General features: G+C 40.8%; 17 protein-coding genes. 6 read left to right on the forward strand and 11 right to left on the reverse strand.

Annotated features, from left to right (window positions below; genetic code table 11):
• Nucleotides 1–16: 16 nt before the first annotated feature.
• Together C1721_RS00875 and purH are read right to left on the reverse strand one after the other, a co-directional pair.
• Complete coding sequence (locus C1721_RS00875; RefSeq protein ID WP_102406291.1) at nucleotides 17–1,036, reverse strand: rod shape-determining protein; 1,020 nt, start codon at nucleotides 1,034–1,036, stop codon at nucleotides 17–19.
• A gap of 89 nt (nucleotides 1,037–1,125) precedes the next feature.
• Nucleotides 1,126–2,649, reverse strand: a complete 1,524-nt coding sequence (gene purH / locus C1721_RS00880) for a bifunctional phosphoribosylaminoimidazolecarboxamide formyltransferase/IMP cyclohydrolase (RefSeq protein WP_102406293.1) — start codon at nucleotides 2,647–2,649, stop codon at nucleotides 1,126–1,128.
• Between the two features lie 533 nt (nucleotides 2,650–3,182).
• On the opposite strand from purH, the gene C1721_RS00885 reads away from it, so the two are divergent.
• Entirely contained in the window at nucleotides 3,183–4,796 is a 1,614-nt protein-coding gene (locus C1721_RS00885; RefSeq protein ID WP_102406295.1) for an ABC-F family ATP-binding cassette domain-containing protein, read from the forward strand.
• On the forward strand, nucleotides 4,793–6,649 hold the full coding sequence (locus tag C1721_RS00890) for an LTA synthase family protein (protein ID WP_102406297.1): 1,857 nt from the start codon (nucleotides 4,793–4,795) through the stop codon (nucleotides 6,647–6,649). Before C1721_RS00885 ends, C1721_RS00890 begins: the two co-directional genes overlap by 4 nt.
• 71 nt (nucleotides 6,650–6,720) lie before the next feature.
• Here C1721_RS00890 and rny read toward each other — a convergent pair whose 3' ends face one another.
• From rny to C1721_RS00935, 9 genes are all read right to left on the reverse strand, one after another.
• Nucleotides 6,721–8,256, reverse strand: a complete 1,536-nt coding sequence (rny, locus tag C1721_RS00895) for a ribonuclease Y (protein ID WP_102406300.1) — start codon at nucleotides 8,254–8,256, stop codon at nucleotides 6,721–6,723.
• A 112-nt stretch (nucleotides 8,257–8,368) separates the two neighbouring features.
• The gene (locus tag C1721_RS00900) at nucleotides 8,369–8,656 is read right to left on the reverse strand and encodes a cell division protein ZapA (protein ID WP_102406302.1); all 288 of its coding nucleotides are present in this window, start codon (nucleotides 8,654–8,656) and stop codon (nucleotides 8,369–8,371) included.
• 5 nt (nucleotides 8,657–8,661) lie between these two features.
• Nucleotides 8,662–8,955: a hypothetical protein gene (locus C1721_RS00905; protein WP_102406304.1), complete on the reverse strand. Its 294-nt coding sequence runs from the start codon at nucleotides 8,953–8,955 to the stop codon at nucleotides 8,662–8,664.
• A gap of 148 nt (nucleotides 8,956–9,103) precedes the next feature.
• A complete protein-coding gene (locus C1721_RS00910; RefSeq protein WP_102406306.1) occupies nucleotides 9,104–9,304 on the reverse strand; it encodes a winged helix-turn-helix domain-containing protein in 201 nt (66 codons plus the stop codon).
• 125 nt (nucleotides 9,305–9,429) lie between these two features.
• Nucleotides 9,430–10,119, reverse strand: coding sequence for a B3/B4 domain-containing protein (locus tag C1721_RS00915; RefSeq protein ID WP_102406309.1), 690 nt, complete (start codon nucleotides 10,117–10,119; stop codon nucleotides 9,430–9,432).
• The gene (pgeF, locus tag C1721_RS00920) at nucleotides 10,116–10,988 is read right to left on the reverse strand and encodes a peptidoglycan editing factor PgeF (protein ID WP_102406311.1); all 873 of its coding nucleotides are present in this window, start codon (nucleotides 10,986–10,988) and stop codon (nucleotides 10,116–10,118) included. The genes C1721_RS00915 and pgeF overlap by 4 nt, the downstream gene beginning before the upstream one ends.
• Entirely contained in the window at nucleotides 10,936–12,090 is a 1,155-nt protein-coding gene (gene obgE, locus C1721_RS00925; RefSeq protein WP_102406313.1) for a GTPase ObgE, read from the reverse strand. Before obgE ends, pgeF begins: the two co-directional genes overlap by 53 nt.
• Nucleotides 12,091–12,161: 71 nt before the next feature.
• Nucleotides 12,162–12,731 carry an adenylate kinase gene (locus C1721_RS00930; protein WP_102406315.1) on the reverse strand — a complete coding sequence of 190 codons (570 nt, stop codon included), beginning with the start codon at nucleotides 12,729–12,731 and terminating at the stop codon, nucleotides 12,162–12,164.
• 36 nt (nucleotides 12,732–12,767) lie between these two features.
• Nucleotides 12,768–13,304 (reverse strand): phosphoribosyltransferase, encoded by a 537-nt coding sequence (locus tag C1721_RS00935; protein ID WP_102406317.1) that lies wholly within the window; start codon nucleotides 13,302–13,304, stop codon nucleotides 12,768–12,770.
• 129 nt (nucleotides 13,305–13,433) lie between these two features.
• Here C1721_RS00935 and C1721_RS00940 point away from each other — a divergent pair, with 129 nt between their 5' ends.
• The 4 genes from C1721_RS00940 to C1721_RS00955 all read left to right on the forward strand — a co-directional run bounded on the left by C1721_RS00940 (nucleotide 13,434) and on the right by C1721_RS00955 (nucleotide 18,285).
• A complete protein-coding gene (locus C1721_RS00940) occupies nucleotides 13,434–14,945 on the forward strand; it encodes an NAD(P)H-hydrate dehydratase (RefSeq protein WP_102406319.1) in 1,512 nt (503 codons plus the stop codon).
• A gap of 17 nt (nucleotides 14,946–14,962) precedes the next feature.
• Nucleotides 14,963–15,319, forward strand: coding sequence for a nuclear transport factor 2 family protein (locus C1721_RS00945; RefSeq protein WP_102406321.1), 357 nt, complete (start codon nucleotides 14,963–14,965; stop codon nucleotides 15,317–15,319).
• A gap of 211 nt (nucleotides 15,320–15,530) precedes the next feature.
• Entirely contained in the window at nucleotides 15,531–16,598 is a 1,068-nt protein-coding gene (locus tag C1721_RS00950) for a DUF4831 family protein (RefSeq protein ID WP_102406323.1), read from the forward strand.
• 28 nt (nucleotides 16,599–16,626) lie between these two features.
• Nucleotides 16,627–18,285 carry a peptide MFS transporter gene (locus C1721_RS00955; protein WP_102406325.1) on the forward strand — a complete coding sequence of 553 codons (1,659 nt, stop codon included), beginning with the start codon at nucleotides 16,627–16,629 and terminating at the stop codon, nucleotides 18,283–18,285.

The raw sequence follows: 18,285 nt of genomic DNA on the forward strand, positions 1-18,285 counted from the left end.
CGGCATACGATATAAACTACCTTATAAGGAAATTAAACTTATCTATATTCTTTAACGCAATACCAGTTCCTCTCGCTACAGCATGCAACGGATCATCAGCCACATGGAACTCAATCCCCATCTTATCACGAAGACGTTTATCTATACCACGCAACAAAGCACCGCCGCCAGCCAGATACACGCCATTTTTCACAATGTCGGCATACAATTCCGGAGGAGTCTGTTCCAGCGCGCTCAGCACGGCTGCTTCAATCTTTGAGATCGACTTATCCAGACAGTGGGCTATCTCCTGATAAGATACAGGCACCTTCATAGGGAGCGCCGTCATCTGGTTAGGGCCACAAACTTCAAAATCATCCGGCGCATCGTCTAAAATGCTTAAAGCCGAACCTACATTTATTTTGATACGTTCAGCCATACGTTCACTGATACGGATATTATGTTGGCGACGCATATATTCAACAATATCATTCGTAAGGTCGTCTCCTGCCATTTTGATTGACTTGTTGGATACAATACCACCCAGCGATATAACGGCAATTTCAGTAGTACCGCCGCCTATATCAACAATCATATTGCCCTCGGGAGCCAAAACATCCATACCTACACCTATAGCAGCAGCCATAGGCTCGAACAGCATATATACTTCACGTCCACCCGCATGTTCGGCAGAGTCACGTACGGCACGGATTTCAACCTCCGTACTTCCGGACGGAATACCAATCACCATACGAAGCGATGGAGTAAACCAGCGTTTACGTCCGCTAGCCATCTTTATCAGTCCGCGCAACATTTGTTCGGCAGCATAAAAGTCTGCAATAACACCTTCACGGAGAGGACGGGTTGTACGAATATTCGGATTCGTTTTTTCATACATCTCACGAGCCTGTCTACCTACCGCCAGTACCTTCTCCGAACGAGCGTCGAGGGCGATAACCGAAGGTTCATCTACAACCATCTTGTCATTACAGGTAATGATGGTATTTGCAGTACCCAGGTCTATTGCTAATTCTTGTGTAAAAGAGAATAATCCCATTTTTAATAACGTGTCAATTTACAATACGTCAATTTGCCAATAAAAGAGCCATCCCAGGCACATCTGCATACCGGCGTATTGAATAATTATTAATGTTTAAAGTGACGAACCCCTGTCTTCACCATAGATAAACCATGCTGATCGCAGTATTCTACAGAGAGTTTATCGTTAATAGAACCACCCGGCTGTATTACAGCTGTAATACCGGCCTGATCTGCGATCTCTACACAATCGGGGAACGGAAAGAAAGCATCGGATGCCATAACAGCCCCGCTTAAATCGAAGTTAAACGATTTAGCTTTCTCTATAGCTTGTTTCAAAGAATCCACACGTGAAGTCTGGCCAATACCGCTTGCACAAAGTTGCTTGTTCTTAACCAACGTAATAGCATTAGACTTGCTATTCTTTACAATCTTATTAGCAAACAGCAAATCCTCTATTTCGGATGTCGCAGGTTTCTTTGCTGTCATTGCTTCAAGATCGGATTCTTTTTGAATGCTTAAATCTTTTTCCTGCATCAAAACGCCATTCAACAATGAACGGAACTGCACCGGACAAGTTTTGCATTCTTTACGTATCAGGATAATACGGTTTTTCTTTTGCTTCAAAACTTCCAAAGCATCCGCATCATAAGCCGGAGCTATGATTACTTCAAAGAATATCTTATTGATTTCTTCGGCAGCTTCTTTATTTATTGTCGTATTTGTAATCAAGATTCCTCCAAATGCAGAAACCGGGTCACCGGCCAAAGCATCCTTCCAGGCTTCTACTACATTTCCACGGGAAGCAATACCACAAGCATTATTATGCTTTAAGATGGCAAATGTCAATTCGTCAAACTCGTCTATCAAATTGACGGCAGCATCTATATCCAACAAATTGTTGTATGAAATTTCCTTACCGTGCAATTGTTCAAACATGTCATTAAATTTACCAAAGAACTTGGCAGCCTGGTGAGGATTTTCGCCGTAACGCAAGTGCATAGGCGAATCTACTCCGGCACGGAAGTAAGAGCCTTCGCGGGCATCGAAGTAATTAAAGATAGCAGAATCATAACCGGAAGAAACGGCAAATGCTTCTTTAGCGAACCATTTACGGTCATCTATCGTTGTTTCCGCTCCTTTTTCATTCAGTAAATTCATCAATGGTTGGTATTGAGCTTTAGAAGCGACAATAACCACATCCTTGAAGTTTTTTGCGGCAGCGCGTATCAATGAGATACCGCCTATATCTATCTTTTCAATAATAGCCTGTTCTTCTGCACCGGAAGCGACCGTTTCTTCAAACGGATAAAGGTCTACAATAACCAAATCTATTTCCGGTATTTCATATTCGGCAATCTGATTCTTATCGCCGTCATTATCTCTGCGAGTAAGGATTCCACCAAACACTTTCGGGTGAAGCGTCTTTACACGTCCGCCCAAAATAGAAGGATACCCTGTTAAATCTTCAACAGCATCACAAGGAATACCCAATGATTCAATAAAAGCCTGTGTTCCTCCTGTTGATACAAAGCTCACGCCTTCATTATGGAGTTTCTTTAATATTTCATCCAGTCCCTCTTTATGATACACCGAGACCAAAGCACGTTTAATTCGTTTCGTTGCAGCCATCTTTGTTTCGTTTACTTTAATGTTTTAGAGCACAAAAGTAGACATTTATTCTGATATATATAAGTCTATTTATAAGAAAAAGATATTGGATATTATCAAAAACAACAGAAAGTAGCATCCTGTCGCTACAATTAACAACGAGCCCCTTCAATAAAAGCCTTTAATTGACTAAAACTCAGATAAAACAACACATGTGCGTATCTATTCCAAGCACCCGTAAATTAAGTCAAACCTCCCTATCTGTTATTTCTTTCCTCAGGACTATTTAGGCACGAGATCCCGTCATTTTATTCTTTTGACCTGGCTCGAAATTAATTTTGACCTAGGTCGTAATTGATTTTGACCAGGCTAAAAATTGATTTTGTCCTGGCTCAAAAGAATAAAATGACGGGAACTTTTTGTTAGATTATGCTGTATTAAACTATAAATTGCGGGATGTCTTTATTTAAATCATTCCTTTTGGCAAAGAAAAGATTAAGCAATATTTTTCGTATCTTTGCAAGTTCTATCGCAATTTAATAGGTATATAAGATATGATTACAGTAAACAATCTGGACGTACAGTTTGGAAAACGCATCTTGTTTCAGGATGTCAATATGAAATTTACACCGGGCAACTGCTACGGTATAATCGGGGCAAATGGAGCCGGAAAGTCTACTTTCCTGCGCGTTATCAGCAAACAGCTAGACCCTACGCGCGGCAGTGTTTCACTCGGACCGGGCGAACGTTTGTCCGTTTTAAGCCAGGACCACTTTGCTTTTGATGAATATACGGTAATGGACACCGTACTGATGGGACACACTACGCTGTGGGAAGTAATGAGTGAAAAGAACGCTCTATATGAAAAACCGGATTTCAGTGATGCCGACGGCATACGCGTATCGGAACTGGAAGAAAAGTTTGCCGAAATGGAAGGATGGAATGCCGAAAGTGATGCGGCCAGCTTGTTGAGTGGTTTAGGAATCAGCGAAGAATTCCATTATAATATGATGAAGGATTTAAGCGGTAAGCAAAAAGTTCGTGTTTTGCTGGCACGCGCGCTATTCGGACAGCCCGATAACCTGCTGCTGGATGAGCCTACCAACGACCTGGACCTTGAAACCGTATCCTGGTTGGAGAACTATTTATCCAACTTTGAACATACGGTATTGGTTGTAAGCCACGACCGTCACTTCCTCGATTCCGTATGTACACACACTGTAGATATAGACTTCGGCAAGCTACAGATGTTTGCCGGCAACTATAGTTTCTGGTACGAATCAAGTCAATTGGCACTTCGTCAGCAACAAAACCAAAACAAGAAAGCGGAAGAAAAGAAGAAAGAACTGGAAGAATTTATCCGCCGGTTCAGTGCCAATGTAGCCAAGTCTAAACAGACAACAAGCCGTAAGAAGATGTTGGAAAAACTGAATATCGAAGAAATCAAACCGTCTTCACGCCGCTATCCGGGTATTCTTTTCACCCCGAACCGTGAACCCGGCAATCAGATATTGGAAGTAAAAGGACTGACAAAGAAGATAGATGGCAAAGTATTATTCCAGGACTTGAATTTCAATGTAGAGAAAGAAGACAAGATCGTCTTTATCAGTCATGACCCGCGTGCTATGACCGCCTTGTTCCAAATCATCAACGGAGAAGAAAAAGCCGACGCCGGTACTTATCAATGGGGACAAACCATTACAACAACATATCTTCCTCTGGATAATGCTGTGTACTTCAATACGGATTATAATCTGATCGAATGGTTAAGCCAGTTCTCTCCGGACACAAACGAGGTGTTCCTGAAAGGGTTTCTCGGACGTATGTTATTTTCAGGAGAAGAACTGCTGAAAAAGGTCAATGTATTATCGGGAGGTGAAAAAATGCGTTGCATGATTTCGCGTATGATGCTAACAGATGCAAACTGTTTGATACTGGATACGCCTACCAATCATTTGGATTTGGAATCTATCCAAGCATTCAATAATACATTACAGACATTTAAGGGAAATGTTTTATTCTCCAGCCATGACCATGAATTTATACAGACTGTGGCAAACCGTATCATTGAATTAACTCCTAACGGTATTATCGACAGAATGATGGAGTATGATGATTATATTACAGATCCTGCGATTGCCGAGCTGAGAGAAAAACTATATAAATGAAACAGAGAGTATTATTTATCGTAGCCATATTTATTGCATGGCTTCCGGTATTTATGATACAAAAGCCATTATTCATGGCTTATCATCATCAGTTAGCAAGCAGTTGCTTGCTAACTGATTACCTGCAGGTAATACTTCACGGGTTAAAACTGGACTGTACCATATCCGGATACCTCACAGCAATACCGCTACTTCTTACACTAGGCTCTATATGGCTTCCGGGAATATGGCTACGGAAATTACTATCCGGTTACTTCTTCATAATGGCAATTCTTATAGCCGCTATTTTCTCTATAGACGTTGCTTTATATGGTTTCTGGGGATTCCGGTTAGACGCCACTGTTTTATTTTATCTCCAATCGCCTAAAGATGCGATGGCTAGCGTACCTGTCGGGCTATTTATCCTGCAATTTATTTTCTTCCTTGTCTATACATATATTATATACCGGTTTTTCAGAAAATGTATCCTTGCATGGACTCCGGAGACGATGGTACGTAAAAGGATAACCGGAACTGTCATATTCCTGTTGATGGGCGGTATTCTCTTTATCCCGATACGGGGAGGTGTTACTACTTCCACGGCAAACGTGGGAATGGTATATTTCAGCCGGAATCAGTTTCTGAATCATTCGGCTATCAACCCATGCTTTAGTTTGCTGGCGTCTTTATCCAAACAACAAGACTTTGCCACGCAGTTTGATTTTTTCCCCGAAGACCGCAGGGCTGAATTAATGAAGTCCCTCTATCCTTCGCAAGGTGTAGTACAAACCTCCGATTCTACTTGTACGGAAAAGACTAAATTACTGACAACAAACCGTCCGAATATTCTTATTATCCTGATGGAGAGTTTCTCAGCGAACGTTGTAGGAACTGTCGGCGGAGAGAAAGACGTCACTACCAACATCGACAGATTGAGCAAAGAGGGTATCTTATTTACTAATATGTATGCCAACTCTTTCCGCACTGATCGTGGAATAGTTTCGGTATTAAATGGCTATCTGGCACAGCCTACCACATCTATCATGAAGTATCCGGCAAAGAGCCAGACGCTCCCTTCTATAGCCAAAAGCCTCAATAAAGAAAATTACACAGCAGATATGCTATACGGAGGAGATATAAACTTCACCAATATGCAGAGTTATTTTTTCAGTTCAGGATATAACAAAATCACGGCAGACCGCGATTTTCCGTTATCCAGCCGACTAAGTAAATGGGGAACAAACGATGATATTACATTCAGCTGGCTATATGACAATATAAAAGGAAGGGACACCGAAAAGCCTTGGTTGACAACGTTCCTCACCTTGAGCAGTCACGAGCCTTTTGAAGTACCTTTCCATCATTTGGATCATCCATATCTCAACTCGGTGGCTTTTACGGATAGCTGCCTTGGCAGTTTCATTGACAAGATGAAACAATTACCTGCCTGGAAGAACACGCTGGTTGTATTGGTTGCCGACCATGGATTCCGTTATCCGGAAGACTTAAAAGACTTTGAACCTCGTCGTTTCCATATACCAATGCTTTGGTTAGGAGGTGCAATAAAAGAGCCTATGGTTATAGATAAATATGCCAATCAAACAGACTTTGCAGCAACATTGCTTAGTCAATTGGATTTACCGCACGAAGAATTTACATTCAGCAAAGATTTATTCAATCCCGATTATCCGGCTTACGCGTTCTATACATTTACCAATGGTTTTGGGTTTATAGATAACACCGGATATTCTGTTTATGATAATGAAAGCAACAAAGTACTAATGGAATCGTCCGCCGACAGCAATAGCGAAACCCGGCTAAATAAAGGGAAAGCTTTATTGCAAACGCTTTACGATGACTTAGGAAGCAGATAACAAAAAAGCCGGCTCATACGAACCGGCTTTTTCTCTTCTATAATCTGATTTCTTTACACAATCCGGGTCTTTTACTTTGCATAGCTTACAGCACGTGTTTCACGTATTACTGTAATCTTAACTTGTCCTGGATATGTCATTTCATCTTGAATCTTCTTTGCTATTTCCGTAGACAGATTTTCTGTATCCTTATCGTCTATCTTATCTGCTCCTACAATTACACGAAGCTCTCTACCTGCCTGAATGGCATAGGTCTTAACAACTCCCGGATATGACAAAGCCAATTGTTCCAAGTCATTCAAACGCTTGATATACGCTTCCACGATCTCACGGCGAGCACCCGGACGGGCTCCTGAAATAGCATCACAAACCTGAACAATCGGAGCCAAAAGTGTTTGCATTTCCACTTCATCGTGGTGAGCACCAACGGCATTGCAGATATCTGGCTTTTCCTTATACTTTTCGCATAACTTCATACCCAATATTGCGTGTGGCAATTCCGGTTCATCATCGGGCACTTTGCCTATATCGTGTAACAAACCTGCACGTTTCGCTTTCTTAGGATTCAACCCTAACTCAGAAGCCATCACTGCGCATAAGTTAGCTGTTTCACGAGCATGCTGCAACAAGTTCTGACCATAAGAAGAACGATATTTCATTTTACCGATCATACGGATCAATTCGGGATGCAAACCATGTACACCTAAATCAATTACGGTACGTTTACCGGTTTCAACAACTTCGTCTTCCACTTGTTTTTTCACCTTCGTTACGACTTCTTCTATACGAGCCGGATGGATACGTCCGTCTTGTACCAACTGATGCAAAGCCAAACGGGCAATCTCACGACGAACCGGATCAAATCCTGAAAGGACAATGGCTTCCGGCGTATCATCAACTATAATTTCAATACCGGTAGCAGCTTCCAACGCACGAATATTACGACCTTCACGACCAATAATACGTCCTTTAATTTCATCAGATTCGATATGGAATACAGTAATGGAGTTTTCTATTGCCGTTTCTGTTGCTACTCGTTGGATGGATTGAATAACGATCTTCTTGGCTTCCTTATTCGCTGTCATCTTGGCTTCTTCCACGATTTCATTGATATAGGAAGTAGCCTCCGATTTTGCTTCATCTTTTAAAGACTCAATCAAGCGTTCTTTAGCTTCATCGGCAGATAATCCGGAAAGAGCTTCCAGATGCTCGACTTCTTTCTGGTGAAGTTTCTCCAAGTCTTGTTTTTTCTTCTCTACAATTTCCAGTTGGGAAGCCAGGTTTTCCTTTACTACCTCTACTTCGGAGTTCTTACGTTGAAGTTCTTCCTGACGTTGGTTTATTGTCAGTTCTTTTTGTTTCAACTTGGTTTCTATCGATTGGATTTTAGCGTTCCGTTGAGAAACCTGCTTTTCCAGATCGGCCTTTAAGTGCAAGAACTTTTCCTTTACTTCCAACAATTTATTCTTCTTGATTACCTCGGCCTCCTTTTCAGCCTCATGAAGTATAGAATCATACCTCGACTTCAAAAGGAAACGCATACTTAACCACGTTAGCAATCCTCCTACCAGGAAGGTTACTATTGATATGATTATATACTCTCCCATTTAACTAATAAATTTTGATTCATATTTATATATATAAAAAAAGCACTACAAATACACGGCATTACCGTGTAAAGCAGTGCGGAAAACAATTCTTTACAATATGATATACAATTTATTCTTCCTTCAGATACTCTTCCAGTTCATCTGTAAGTTGCTGTATCTTTTCCGTAAAAGGACTTGTATCATTTTTATCTTTCAACTGTAAATTCTGGAGAGCCAGATGTACAGCTGCCATGGCTAACAAATCTTTCATATCCCTTCCAAAGCGCGATTGATAAAGAGCTACCACTTCACGAACCCTAAGTTCGGCCTTCCGATATATTTCTTCATCTCTACGTTCTATGGTAAGCGGATAACTCTTACCTGCTATATTTAAATGTATACCTAATGGGTCATTCATCGCGTCTATTCATTTAATAGTGCAATGCATTTGTCTACTTCCCGCACTAATCTCGATAACCGCAAACGTGCGCCTTTCGCTTCTTCTTCATTTATGGAAACTACACGTGCCGTAAGCATGTTATCACATTTGGCATTTAGTTCGTCAATCTTCTTTTTTGCTTGCTGCAGGTCAACATCTTTTGTATCCAATGCTGTTGTAAGTTCGTCAATTTTATGCTTCTGTTTCTCACACAATGCTATCAAATCACGAACTCTAACTTCAAATACAGCTAACAATCTTTTATGATCTTCGGTCATTTCACACCAAATTCTAGACAAAAGTAAACTATAGAATTGAATTAAACAACAGTCAATACAATTATTTTAACAGAAAACGTACAAACACACAAAAGGCCGTCCAATTAAAATCGAACAGCCCCTCTTAGATCTTTAATTTATCTCGCTATTATACTAACGAAACAAAAACTTCACCTTCAATTTCATCAAAGGCTAATTTGCCTTCTTTAGCTAACCAACCAAAAGCTGCGTAGATATCCTTCTCAGCTTTGATCTTTGTTGCTTTCTTTACTGCCTTAACACTCATTTTGCCTTCCTCGTTCAAGACATTCCATACTAGGCCGGCGTTTGTACCAATCAATTCAATCATTTCTTTTGATTTCTTTTTTGTTATCGGGGGCAAATGTATAGATTAATCGATTAAAACAAAAAGAAAAAGATGTTTTTTAGCATAGAAATAGCCAATTTTATGCTTTATAAACATAATTAACATGCCTATAACACTATTTTTGTTCTATCAAATGAAGAAACAAGCTCTACATCTATGTTTTCAGCTGAAACATATCTCTTTAATAAATCAACAGCATAAGAACCGGCCTCCAGCAAACCCTCTTTTCCCGAATATCCATTTATAATCATTAACAGACATCTTGTATCTATTCCTATCTTAGTACGTTCTTCATCACTGGTAGGAGTTCCGATACCACCTATTTCATCACGGTAAACAGGAAGCCCTGCTATATTCAATTCTCCACGTCCTATTCCATGATATAATTCACCTTCGTATCCTACTCCCAAAGTCAGATTACCCTGAATTTTATCTGCATCAAAACCGCCGATAGAATAGCCACTCTTAATAGACACCAGATTAATTAAATCAACCAATGTGTCTACTTTATACAAGCCTAAGCCGCGTAAAATACGTCTACGCAAGGCTTCTGAAGAAGGACGGTAACGATTCGGATCTTTCCCTAATCGTTTATATGCTTGACGGGTAGCTTTAACAGGTTGCCACTTATTAATATCTTCCAATTTACAGGTAGAAACTATAAGTTCTTCCATGCTATTTATTTCTTCCCATAACGAAGGATCAGACTCTGTATTTTTCACATGACATGCAATGACCAACACCTGTAAATCAGGACAGACAGAAGAGACTTCCTTTGAAATTGAAACGTGAATCATATACTATTTTCATTATACCATTTGTCTTTTATCATTATACCGGACAGTATCCGTCCGCTTTTAATACCTAGGCGACGAGCCGAGAAGAACTCATCGCAATACATATATGTACAAATACCGGAGATTTCAATTTGTGATACCGGCACACCGGATTTTACCAATTGTAGACGATTCTCTTCCCATAAATCAATATGCGCTTTTCCTGTTTCAGGATTTCGGAATGAAATGTGTTCCATATCCGCTCCAGACACCCGAAAAGCGTCGACCACTTCATCTCCAACTTCAAAAGCGTCTCCCGATATTGAAGGAGCAATACCGGCAAACAAGTATGAAGGATCACAACCATACTTATCCACCATAACAGAAAGTGTCTTCGCCACAATTTGCTGAACTGTTCCACGCCAACCTGCATGTACAGCTGCCACCACTTTCTTATCCGCCGCGTAAAGAAGTACAGGAACACAGTCGGCCGTAGATACAGCAACACAAAGTCCAGCTACATTCGTAATTAAAGCATCCGTACCATATATATAAGCTTTCCGGCCCTCATCAGACAGTGATAAAAAAGAATGGTCCAACTCTGCTATTTCACATCCGTGTACCTGATAGGGAGCATATATACATTCGGAAGAAATTCCAATTCCTTTCGAAAGGATTTTTCGATTCTCTCGAACGGAATCAATATCGTCCCCGGAATATTCACCCGGATTCATAGAAGCATAATTACCTTTGCTTACTCCTCCATGACGAGTTGTTATAAAATGAGAAGTGTTGCAGAATCCGCTTAATCCGGAAAACTGCAACACTTTCAATTTATCACTTTTCAGTATCCTCATTTTCGTCCCAATCATATTCCTCATATTCTTCATCCGGATCATCGTCATCTTCCGGGATAACAAAATCGTCATCATCGTCATCCAAAGGTATTGTACTCACATCTATATTTTTATGTACAATACGTTCCACTTCATGGAAATTCTCTTTATTCAGTTCTTTCCACAGAATATCTTTCAGTTCAGTAATACCCATACCCGTGACAGAAGAGATAAAGACAGACGGAACACCTTCGGGCAGTTCTGCAGAAAGAGCTTCCATCAATTCGTCATCCAACATATCACTTTTTGTAATAGCTAATACACGACGCTTATCCAATAACTCTGGATTATATTGAACCAGTTCATTATGAAGAATATCGTATTCCTTCTTTATATCATCGCTATCAGCAGGAATCATGAACAAAAGCAAAGAATTACGTTCAATATGACGAAGGAAACGAAGTCCGAGCCCTTTCCCCTCACTGGCTCCTTCTATAATTCCGGGAATATCAGCCATCACAAACGAACGGTTATCACGATAACTAACAATTCCCAAATTCGGCTCCAATGTTGTAAACGGATAATTGGCAATCTTTGGCTTAGCTGCAGATACAACAGATAATAAGGTGGATTTACCTGCATTCGGGAAACCGACTAATCCGACATCAGCCAATAACTTCAATTGAAGTATAACCATACGTTCCTGGGCTGGTTCTCCGGGTTGTGCATACCGGGGAGCTTGATTAGTCGCAGTCTTAAAATGACAGTTACCTTGTCCGCCGCGTCCACCCTTCAAAAGCATCACTTCTTGTCCGTCTTCTGTTACATCACAGATAAACTCTCCGGTTTCAGCATCATACACAACCGTTCCACATGGGACTTCGATTGTACGGTCTTCCCCATCTTTACCATAACTACGTTTAGCACCGCCGCTTTCGCCATTCGTTGCCATAATATGACGTTCATATTTCAGGTGGAGGAGAGTCCAATAATTCCGGTTACCACGGAGATACACATGGCCACCTCTCCCTCCATCACCTCCGTCGGGACCTCCTTTAGGAATATATTTTTCACGACGAAAATGAGAAGATCCCCTCCCGCCTTTTCCTGAGCGGCAATAGATCTTTACATAATCTACAAAGTTCGATTCAGCCATAGAATATAATTATTTAATGTGCCAATACGTCAATTAATGTATCATTATTGGATATTGGCACATCTATTAATTTACAAATTATTAACCGCATCTTTAATGCGTCCGAAGATTTCTTCGATTGTACCCATGCCTTGGATGGCAACATGCTTTCCTTCACCTATATAATAATCAGCTAAAGGAGCTGTTTGTTTATGATAAACATCCAATCTTGACTTGATAGTCTCCAAATTATCGTCTGAACGACCTGAGACTTTACCACGTTCCAAAAGACGTTTAATTAATTCCTCTTCATCAACCTGCAAGTTCAACAGAATAGACACATCCGTTCCTCGTTTGTTCAACATCTCTTTTAATGCTTTCGCTTGTGGAATAGTACGAGGGAAACCGTCAAAAATAACACCTTTTGAGGCCTTCTTGCTATCTAGTACTTTCGCAAGCATGTCAACGATCAATTCATCAGGAACTAATTGTCCTTTTTCGATATAACCCTTGGCAATCTTACCCAATTCTGTTTCATTCTTCATTTCCGAACGCAACACATCACCGGTTGAAATATGATCCAAACCATATTCCTTAATAATCATTTCGCTCTGTGTTCCCTTCCCAGAACCGGGAGCACCAAAAATAACAATGTTCAACATAATCTTGTTCCTTTAAATATATAATTTCTAATACTTTTAATATATCACCTTATATATATCACGAAAAGCACGGCCGGCTTCATCATAATCCAAACCGTGCCCCACTATAAAATCATTAGGAATCTGCAGACCTACATAATCAGGCTTCAAGTCGCACTTCAACGCGGCCGGCTTAAAAAGCATCGTAGCCAGTTTCACACTGGAAGCACCTTGTTCACGTAGTTTATTCATAACGAACTGCATAGTATAGCCTGTGTCGATAATATCTTCCAGAAGAATTAACGGACGATCCTTAATATCCACACGTATCGGCATAATTTCATTTACCATTCCAGTGGTAGAAGTTCCGCGATAGGAAGAATAACGGGCAAAAGTAAGTTCATACGGACCATCTAGAAAACTCATAAGCTCCGATACAAACATGAATGCACCATTCAATATACCGACAAACAGAGGATCTGTGCCTTTTACATCAGCCTCTATTTGATTTGCCATCCGACGAATAGCATCCCTTATATCATTCTCAGGGATAAATAATTCAAATTCTTTGTCTTTTAGACGAATCTTCTTCATATTATCAATTTGAATTTACGAGGGAACAAAGTTATAACTTTTTCGGGGATGCACAAAAAAGAGTAGCAACATAGGAAAGTTTATTATACTTTTGTAAGCATAATAATTACCTGAGATTACATAATAATTATGATTAAAATTTTTACAACCGACAAAGTAAAGGAGCTCGATCAGTATACCATTTTAAATGAACCTGTCAGTTCTATTGATTTGGTAGAACGTGCCGCAACGGTATTTCTTCATGTATTTTGCCGTCGGTATTCCAAACAAACACGTATTATTATATTTGCAGGCCAAGGCAACAATGGAGCTGATGCCCTAGCCATCGCCCGCCTGCTAACAGATGAATCGTACAAAGTAGAGACCTTTCTATTCAATCCTACCGGAGTATTATCTCCTGATTGTGAGATTAACAGACAACGTCTGCGAAACATGGAGCATATTGAATTCACCGAAGTGGTAGCAGATTTTGACCCTCCTACTCTAAACGAACGGGACATTGTAATTGATGGTTTATTCGGTTCCGGCCTGAACCGTCCGCTTACAGGAGGTTTCGCCATGATGGTAAACTACATCAACCAGTCTGATGCAACAATAGTATCCATAGATATACCTTCCGGATTATTTGGCGAAGATAATCGTAAAAACAATCCGGATGCAATCATTAAAGCAGATTTCACGTTCACGTTCGGTTTTCCTAAATTAGCCTTCTTCTTTCCGGAAAACGCTCAATACGTTGGAGAATGGAAAGTTCTGGATATTGGCCTTCATCCGGAAATTATAGAAGAAACGCCCGCTCCATTCATGCAGATAACAGAAGACGACATTGCACAAGTATTTACGCCACGAGAACGTTTTGCCCACAAAGGGAATTACGGACACGCTCTTCTTATAGCCGGAAGCAAAGGCAAAATGGGAGCGGCATTACTGTCCGCCAAAGCTTGTTTACGTAGCGGAGCCGGATTACTGACAGCACATATTCCTCAACGTGGAGAAAATATTTTCCAAACAGCATTTCCGGAAGCAATGTTAAGCTTTGACCCCAATGCAGACCACTTCTCTACCGTACCGGAAACCAGTACATATTCAGCTATTGGAATAGGTCCGGGATTAGGTCAGCACATGGAATCGGGAGCAGCTTTAGAACGTCTATTACAAGCGACTGAAAAGCCGATGGTCTTAGACGCAGATGCCATAAACCTGCTTGCATCCAACAACACATTATTGGAACGAATCCCAGCCCGTAGCATCCTTACTCCGCATCCTAAAGAATTTGACAGGCTAGCGGGAGAAAGCAGTTGTACATATGAACGTTTGCAAAAAGCAAAAGCCTATGCAGCGGAACACAAACTATGTATCATATTAAAAGGAGCTTATACGGCAACTTGTACACCGGAAGGAAACATATACTTCAACAACTGTGGTAATCCGGGTATGGCAACAGCCGGAAGTGGAGACGTGTTAACAGGCGTTATCCTTGGTTTGTTAGCACAAGGATATGAACCTGAAACAGCTGCTGTTGCCGGAGTATTCTTACACGGCACTGCCGGTGACCTGGCTGCAGCTTATCGTTCTGAAGAAAGCATGATAGCCGGAGATATTACCGAGATGTTGGGTAAGGCTTTTAAACAATTAAAATAACACATAATAAATAATTTATGTTACGTCCAAAAGAGGTCGTTAGTAGATGGGTAGATGCCTTCAATAATGCCGATGTGCAATCATTAATCGCACTATACCATGACGACGCTATAAATCATCAGGTTGCAAACTCGCCGGTTACAGGTATTAAGGCAATCGAAGAAATGTTTACAAAAGAGTTCGCTGTAGCCGAAATGGTCACTATTGTTGAAAATATATTTGAGGATGGACAATGGGCTATTTTGGAATGGAGAGATCCGTTAGGACTACGGGGATGCGGTTTTTTCCATGTAGTGAATGGCAAAATATTATACCAAAGAGGATATTGGGACAAACTTTCTTTTCTAAAACAACATAATCTGCCACTCGAATAGAACAAGGCTAAAGAAATCAAATATTCATTTTAGTTTTTATCCAACATCATCCCGGTGATTTGTACAAATCATCGGGATGTTTTTATAAAATGATCGAGATGTTTTGTAAAAAGCGTCATTATAATAAGCAAGAACCTCTTTTGCACTTGTTCACACCGAAAATATTTCCTAGTTTTGTGCAATCATTCATCCACTTAATTTGGTGTAGAACATGAAGAATCTTATCATTATAGCAAGTTTACTACTGACCGCTCCGATTATGGCACAGACAAAAGTAGTAAAGAAAAATGCTGTCAAGGCTAATAATTTCGGTATTACTTATTCGCTTCCTAAGACCTCTTTAGTTATAGATGCAGAAGTAACCAAAGTAACCTGTAAATCAGGCCATTATTACAAATATGCTGAAAAATATCTGGGAGTAAAAGACGCTGTCACAGAAGATAAAGTGTATTACGAATTGGGTAAAATCAGTCTAATTAACAAAGGACTGCCTGATGCTGATAACACTTACGTTGTAGAATTCAAACCGGGAACCGTAGCTCCATACGCTTATCTGACGGAAGAAGGCTTACTTTGTTCCATCAATGCGGAATACACGCCGGAAGAATCGGAACTAGAGGTAATAAAGAAAAAGAAACCAGTCTCCGACAAAGTAGAAGACGCTTCTGTCTTCTCGGAAGAACTTCTAATGGCCGGATCTACAGCAAAACAAGCCGAAGTGGCCGCCAAACAAATCTATCGCATCCGCGAAAGCCGTATGAATATCCTAACGGGCGAAGCAGACAATCTTCCACCGGATGGAGAAGCCATGAAGCTGGTTATTCAGCAATTGGAAGCACAAGAAAAAGCGCTAACCAACCTGTTCACAGGCATACTGACTAAAGAAACAGAACATTACGAAGTAAACATTATCCCCAATGATGACTTAGAGAAAGAGGTTCTCTTCCGTTTTTCCAATCAATTAGGTATTGTAGATGCCGACGATCTGGGAGGTGTACCTGTATATATGAACTTAAAGGCTATCGAACGTGCTCCTGCACTGGACCCTAAGGAAGCGGAAAAGAAAGAAAAAGCATTAAAAGGTATCGTTTATAATATACCGGGTAAAGCAAGTATCGAAATTCTTATGAACAATAAATCATTATATAAAGGAGAAGCGCAAATCGCACAGTTCGGAAGCCGCGAAGGCTTGGCGCCTGTGATGTTTGAAGACAAAAAAGCTCCTGTTAAGGTATTCTTCTATCCGGAAACCGGTGCCATTAAACAGATCATTCAATAATTTATAAACCTAATAGTATCTAAAACACATGTTACAAGGACAACCTAAAGGATTATTTGCCCTGGCATTAGCTAATACCGGCGAACGCTTCGGCTACTACACCATGCTTGCGATCTTTACACTGTTTTTGCAAGCTAAATTTGGCTATACGGCAGCTGAGACGTCAACTATCTTCGCCAGCTTCCTGGCATTCGTCTACTTTACCCCGCTGATCGGAGGTATGCTAGCCGATAAATTCGGTTACGGAAAGATGGTTACCAGCGGTATTATCGTTATGTTTTTCGGTTATTTGCTGCTTGCTATCCCAACCAGTGCCGAAGCAGGAAAAGTAATGATGTTTGGTTCATTAGCACTGATTGCCTGCGGAACAGGCCTCTTTAAAGGAAACCTGCAAGTAATGGTAGGAAATCTTTACGATGCCCCCGAATACAAAAGCAAACGCGATCAGGCTTTCAGTCTTTTCTATATGGCGATCAATATCGGAGCAATGTATGCCCCGACAGCAGCAACCAAGATGACAGACTGGATGCTTGCCAAATATAACTTCTTCTATGAGTCACAGATTCCGTCTTTGGCACATCAATTCCTGAATAATACAATTTCGGCGGAGAACAAAGATGTACTTGCCGGACTTCAGGCAGCACAACACTACACAGGAGATATGGCTTCTTTCTGTAACGCATATATCGAAAGATTATCCGAAGCATATAACTACGGATTCGGCGTTGCCTGCATCTCATTGATTATCTCTATGGCTATTTATATGGCCTTCCGCTCTACGTTCAAACGTGCAGACGTAAACACAAAGCAAGCTCAGGCAGCCGCAACCTCCGATACACATCAGGAAGAATTATCGCCTGCTGAAACAAAACAACGCATAATTGCTCTGTTGTTAGTATTTGCCGTAGTATTGTTCTTCTGGATGGCTTTCCATCAGAACGGTTTAACAATGACATTCTTCGCACGCGACTATACAGCTAATCAGGCTACCGGTTTGGATCGTCTGGGATTCGATGTATTAAACCTTACCTTCCTGGTTGTAGCTATTTATGGTGCATTCTCCATTTTCCAGTCAAAAAAGAAACTTATCTCTATCATCGTAACGGTAGTTGCATTAGTAGCTTTAGGCATCAATTATATGTCTATGCCCGAAACAATGACAATCCTGCCTCAACAATTCCAACAATTCAATCCGTTCTTCGTTGTTGCCTTAACGCCGGTATCGTTGGCGATCTTCGGCTATCTGGCCAATAAAAAGAAAGAACCTTCCGCTCCGCGTAAGATCGGTACAGGTATGTTGATTGCCGCTTGCGGTTTCTTAATTCTGGCAATCGGTTCTATGGGCTTGCCTACGCCGGACGCTTTAGCCGCCGACAGCAAATTACAGGTATTGGTTTCTCCTAACTGGTTGATCTCAACTTATCTGGTTCTTACATTTGCTGAATTACTGCTATCTCCGATGGGTATTTCATTCGTATCTAAAGTAGCGCCACCTAAATACAAAGGAGCTATGATGGGCGGATGGTTCGTTGCAACAGCCATAGGAAACTATATGGTAGCCATTATCGGTTATTTGTGGGGTGGCATGCAATTGTGGATGGTATGGAGCGTATTGATCGTTCTGTGCTTACTGTCCGCATTGTTCATGTTCTCTATCATGAAGAAACTGGAGAAAGTAGCTAAATAA

It is taken from the genome of Parabacteroides bouchesdurhonensis, from assembly GCF_900186615.1.
Lineage (GTDB): Bacteria > Bacteroidota > Bacteroidia > Bacteroidales > Tannerellaceae > Parabacteroides > Parabacteroides bouchesdurhonensis.

Bases quoted from the DNA above. Each gene is read 5' to 3' on its own strand.
- C1721_RS00875 (WP_102406291.1), bottom strand. From the start codon at position 1,036: ATGGGATTATTCTCTTTTACACAAGAATTAGCAATAGACCTGGGTACT.
- C1721_RS00915 (WP_102406309.1), bottom strand. From the start codon at position 10,119: ATGATTCACGTTTCAATTTCAAAGGAAGTCTCTTCTGTCTGTCCTGAT.
- rny (WP_102406300.1), bottom strand. From the start codon at position 8,256: ATGGGAGAGTATATAATCATATCAATAGTAACCTTCCTGGTAGGAGGA.
- C1721_RS00885 (WP_102406295.1), top strand. From the start codon at position 3,183: ATGATTACAGTAAACAATCTGGACGTACAGTTTGGAAAACGCATCTTG.
- purH (WP_102406293.1), bottom strand. From the start codon at position 2,649: ATGGCTGCAACGAAACGAATTAAACGTGCTTTGGTCTCGGTGTATCAT.
- pgeF (WP_102406311.1), bottom strand. From the start codon at position 10,988: ATGAAGAATATGAGGAATATGATTGGGACGAAAATGAGGATACTGAAA.
- C1721_RS00930 (WP_102406315.1), bottom strand. From the start codon at position 12,731: ATGTTGAACATTGTTATTTTTGGTGCTCCCGGTTCTGGGAAGGGAACA.
- C1721_RS00935 (WP_102406317.1), bottom strand. From the start codon at position 13,304: ATGAAGAAGATTCGTCTAAAAGACAAAGAATTTGAATTATTTATCCCT.
- C1721_RS00910 (WP_102406306.1), bottom strand. From the start codon at position 9,304: ATGATTGAATTGATTGGTACAAACGCCGGCCTAGTATGGAATGTCTTG.
- C1721_RS00955 (WP_102406325.1), top strand. From the start codon at position 16,627: ATGTTACAAGGACAACCTAAAGGATTATTTGCCCTGGCATTAGCTAAT.
- obgE (WP_102406313.1), bottom strand. From the start codon at position 12,090: ATGGCTGAATCGAACTTTGTAGATTATGTAAAGATCTATTGCCGCTCA.
- C1721_RS00950 (WP_102406323.1), top strand. From the start codon at position 15,531: ATGAAGAATCTTATCATTATAGCAAGTTTACTACTGACCGCTCCGATT.
- C1721_RS00905 (WP_102406304.1), bottom strand. From the start codon at position 8,955: ATGACCGAAGATCATAAAAGATTGTTAGCTGTATTTGAAGTTAGAGTT.
- C1721_RS00890 (WP_102406297.1), top strand. From the start codon at position 4,793: ATGAAACAGAGAGTATTATTTATCGTAGCCATATTTATTGCATGGCTT.
- C1721_RS00945 (WP_102406321.1), top strand. From the start codon at position 14,963: ATGTTACGTCCAAAAGAGGTCGTTAGTAGATGGGTAGATGCCTTCAAT.
- C1721_RS00900 (WP_102406302.1), bottom strand. From the start codon at position 8,656: ATGAATGACCCATTAGGTATACATTTAAATATAGCAGGTAAGAGTTAT.
- C1721_RS00940 (WP_102406319.1), top strand. From the start codon at position 13,434: ATGATTAAAATTTTTACAACCGACAAAGTAAAGGAGCTCGATCAGTAT.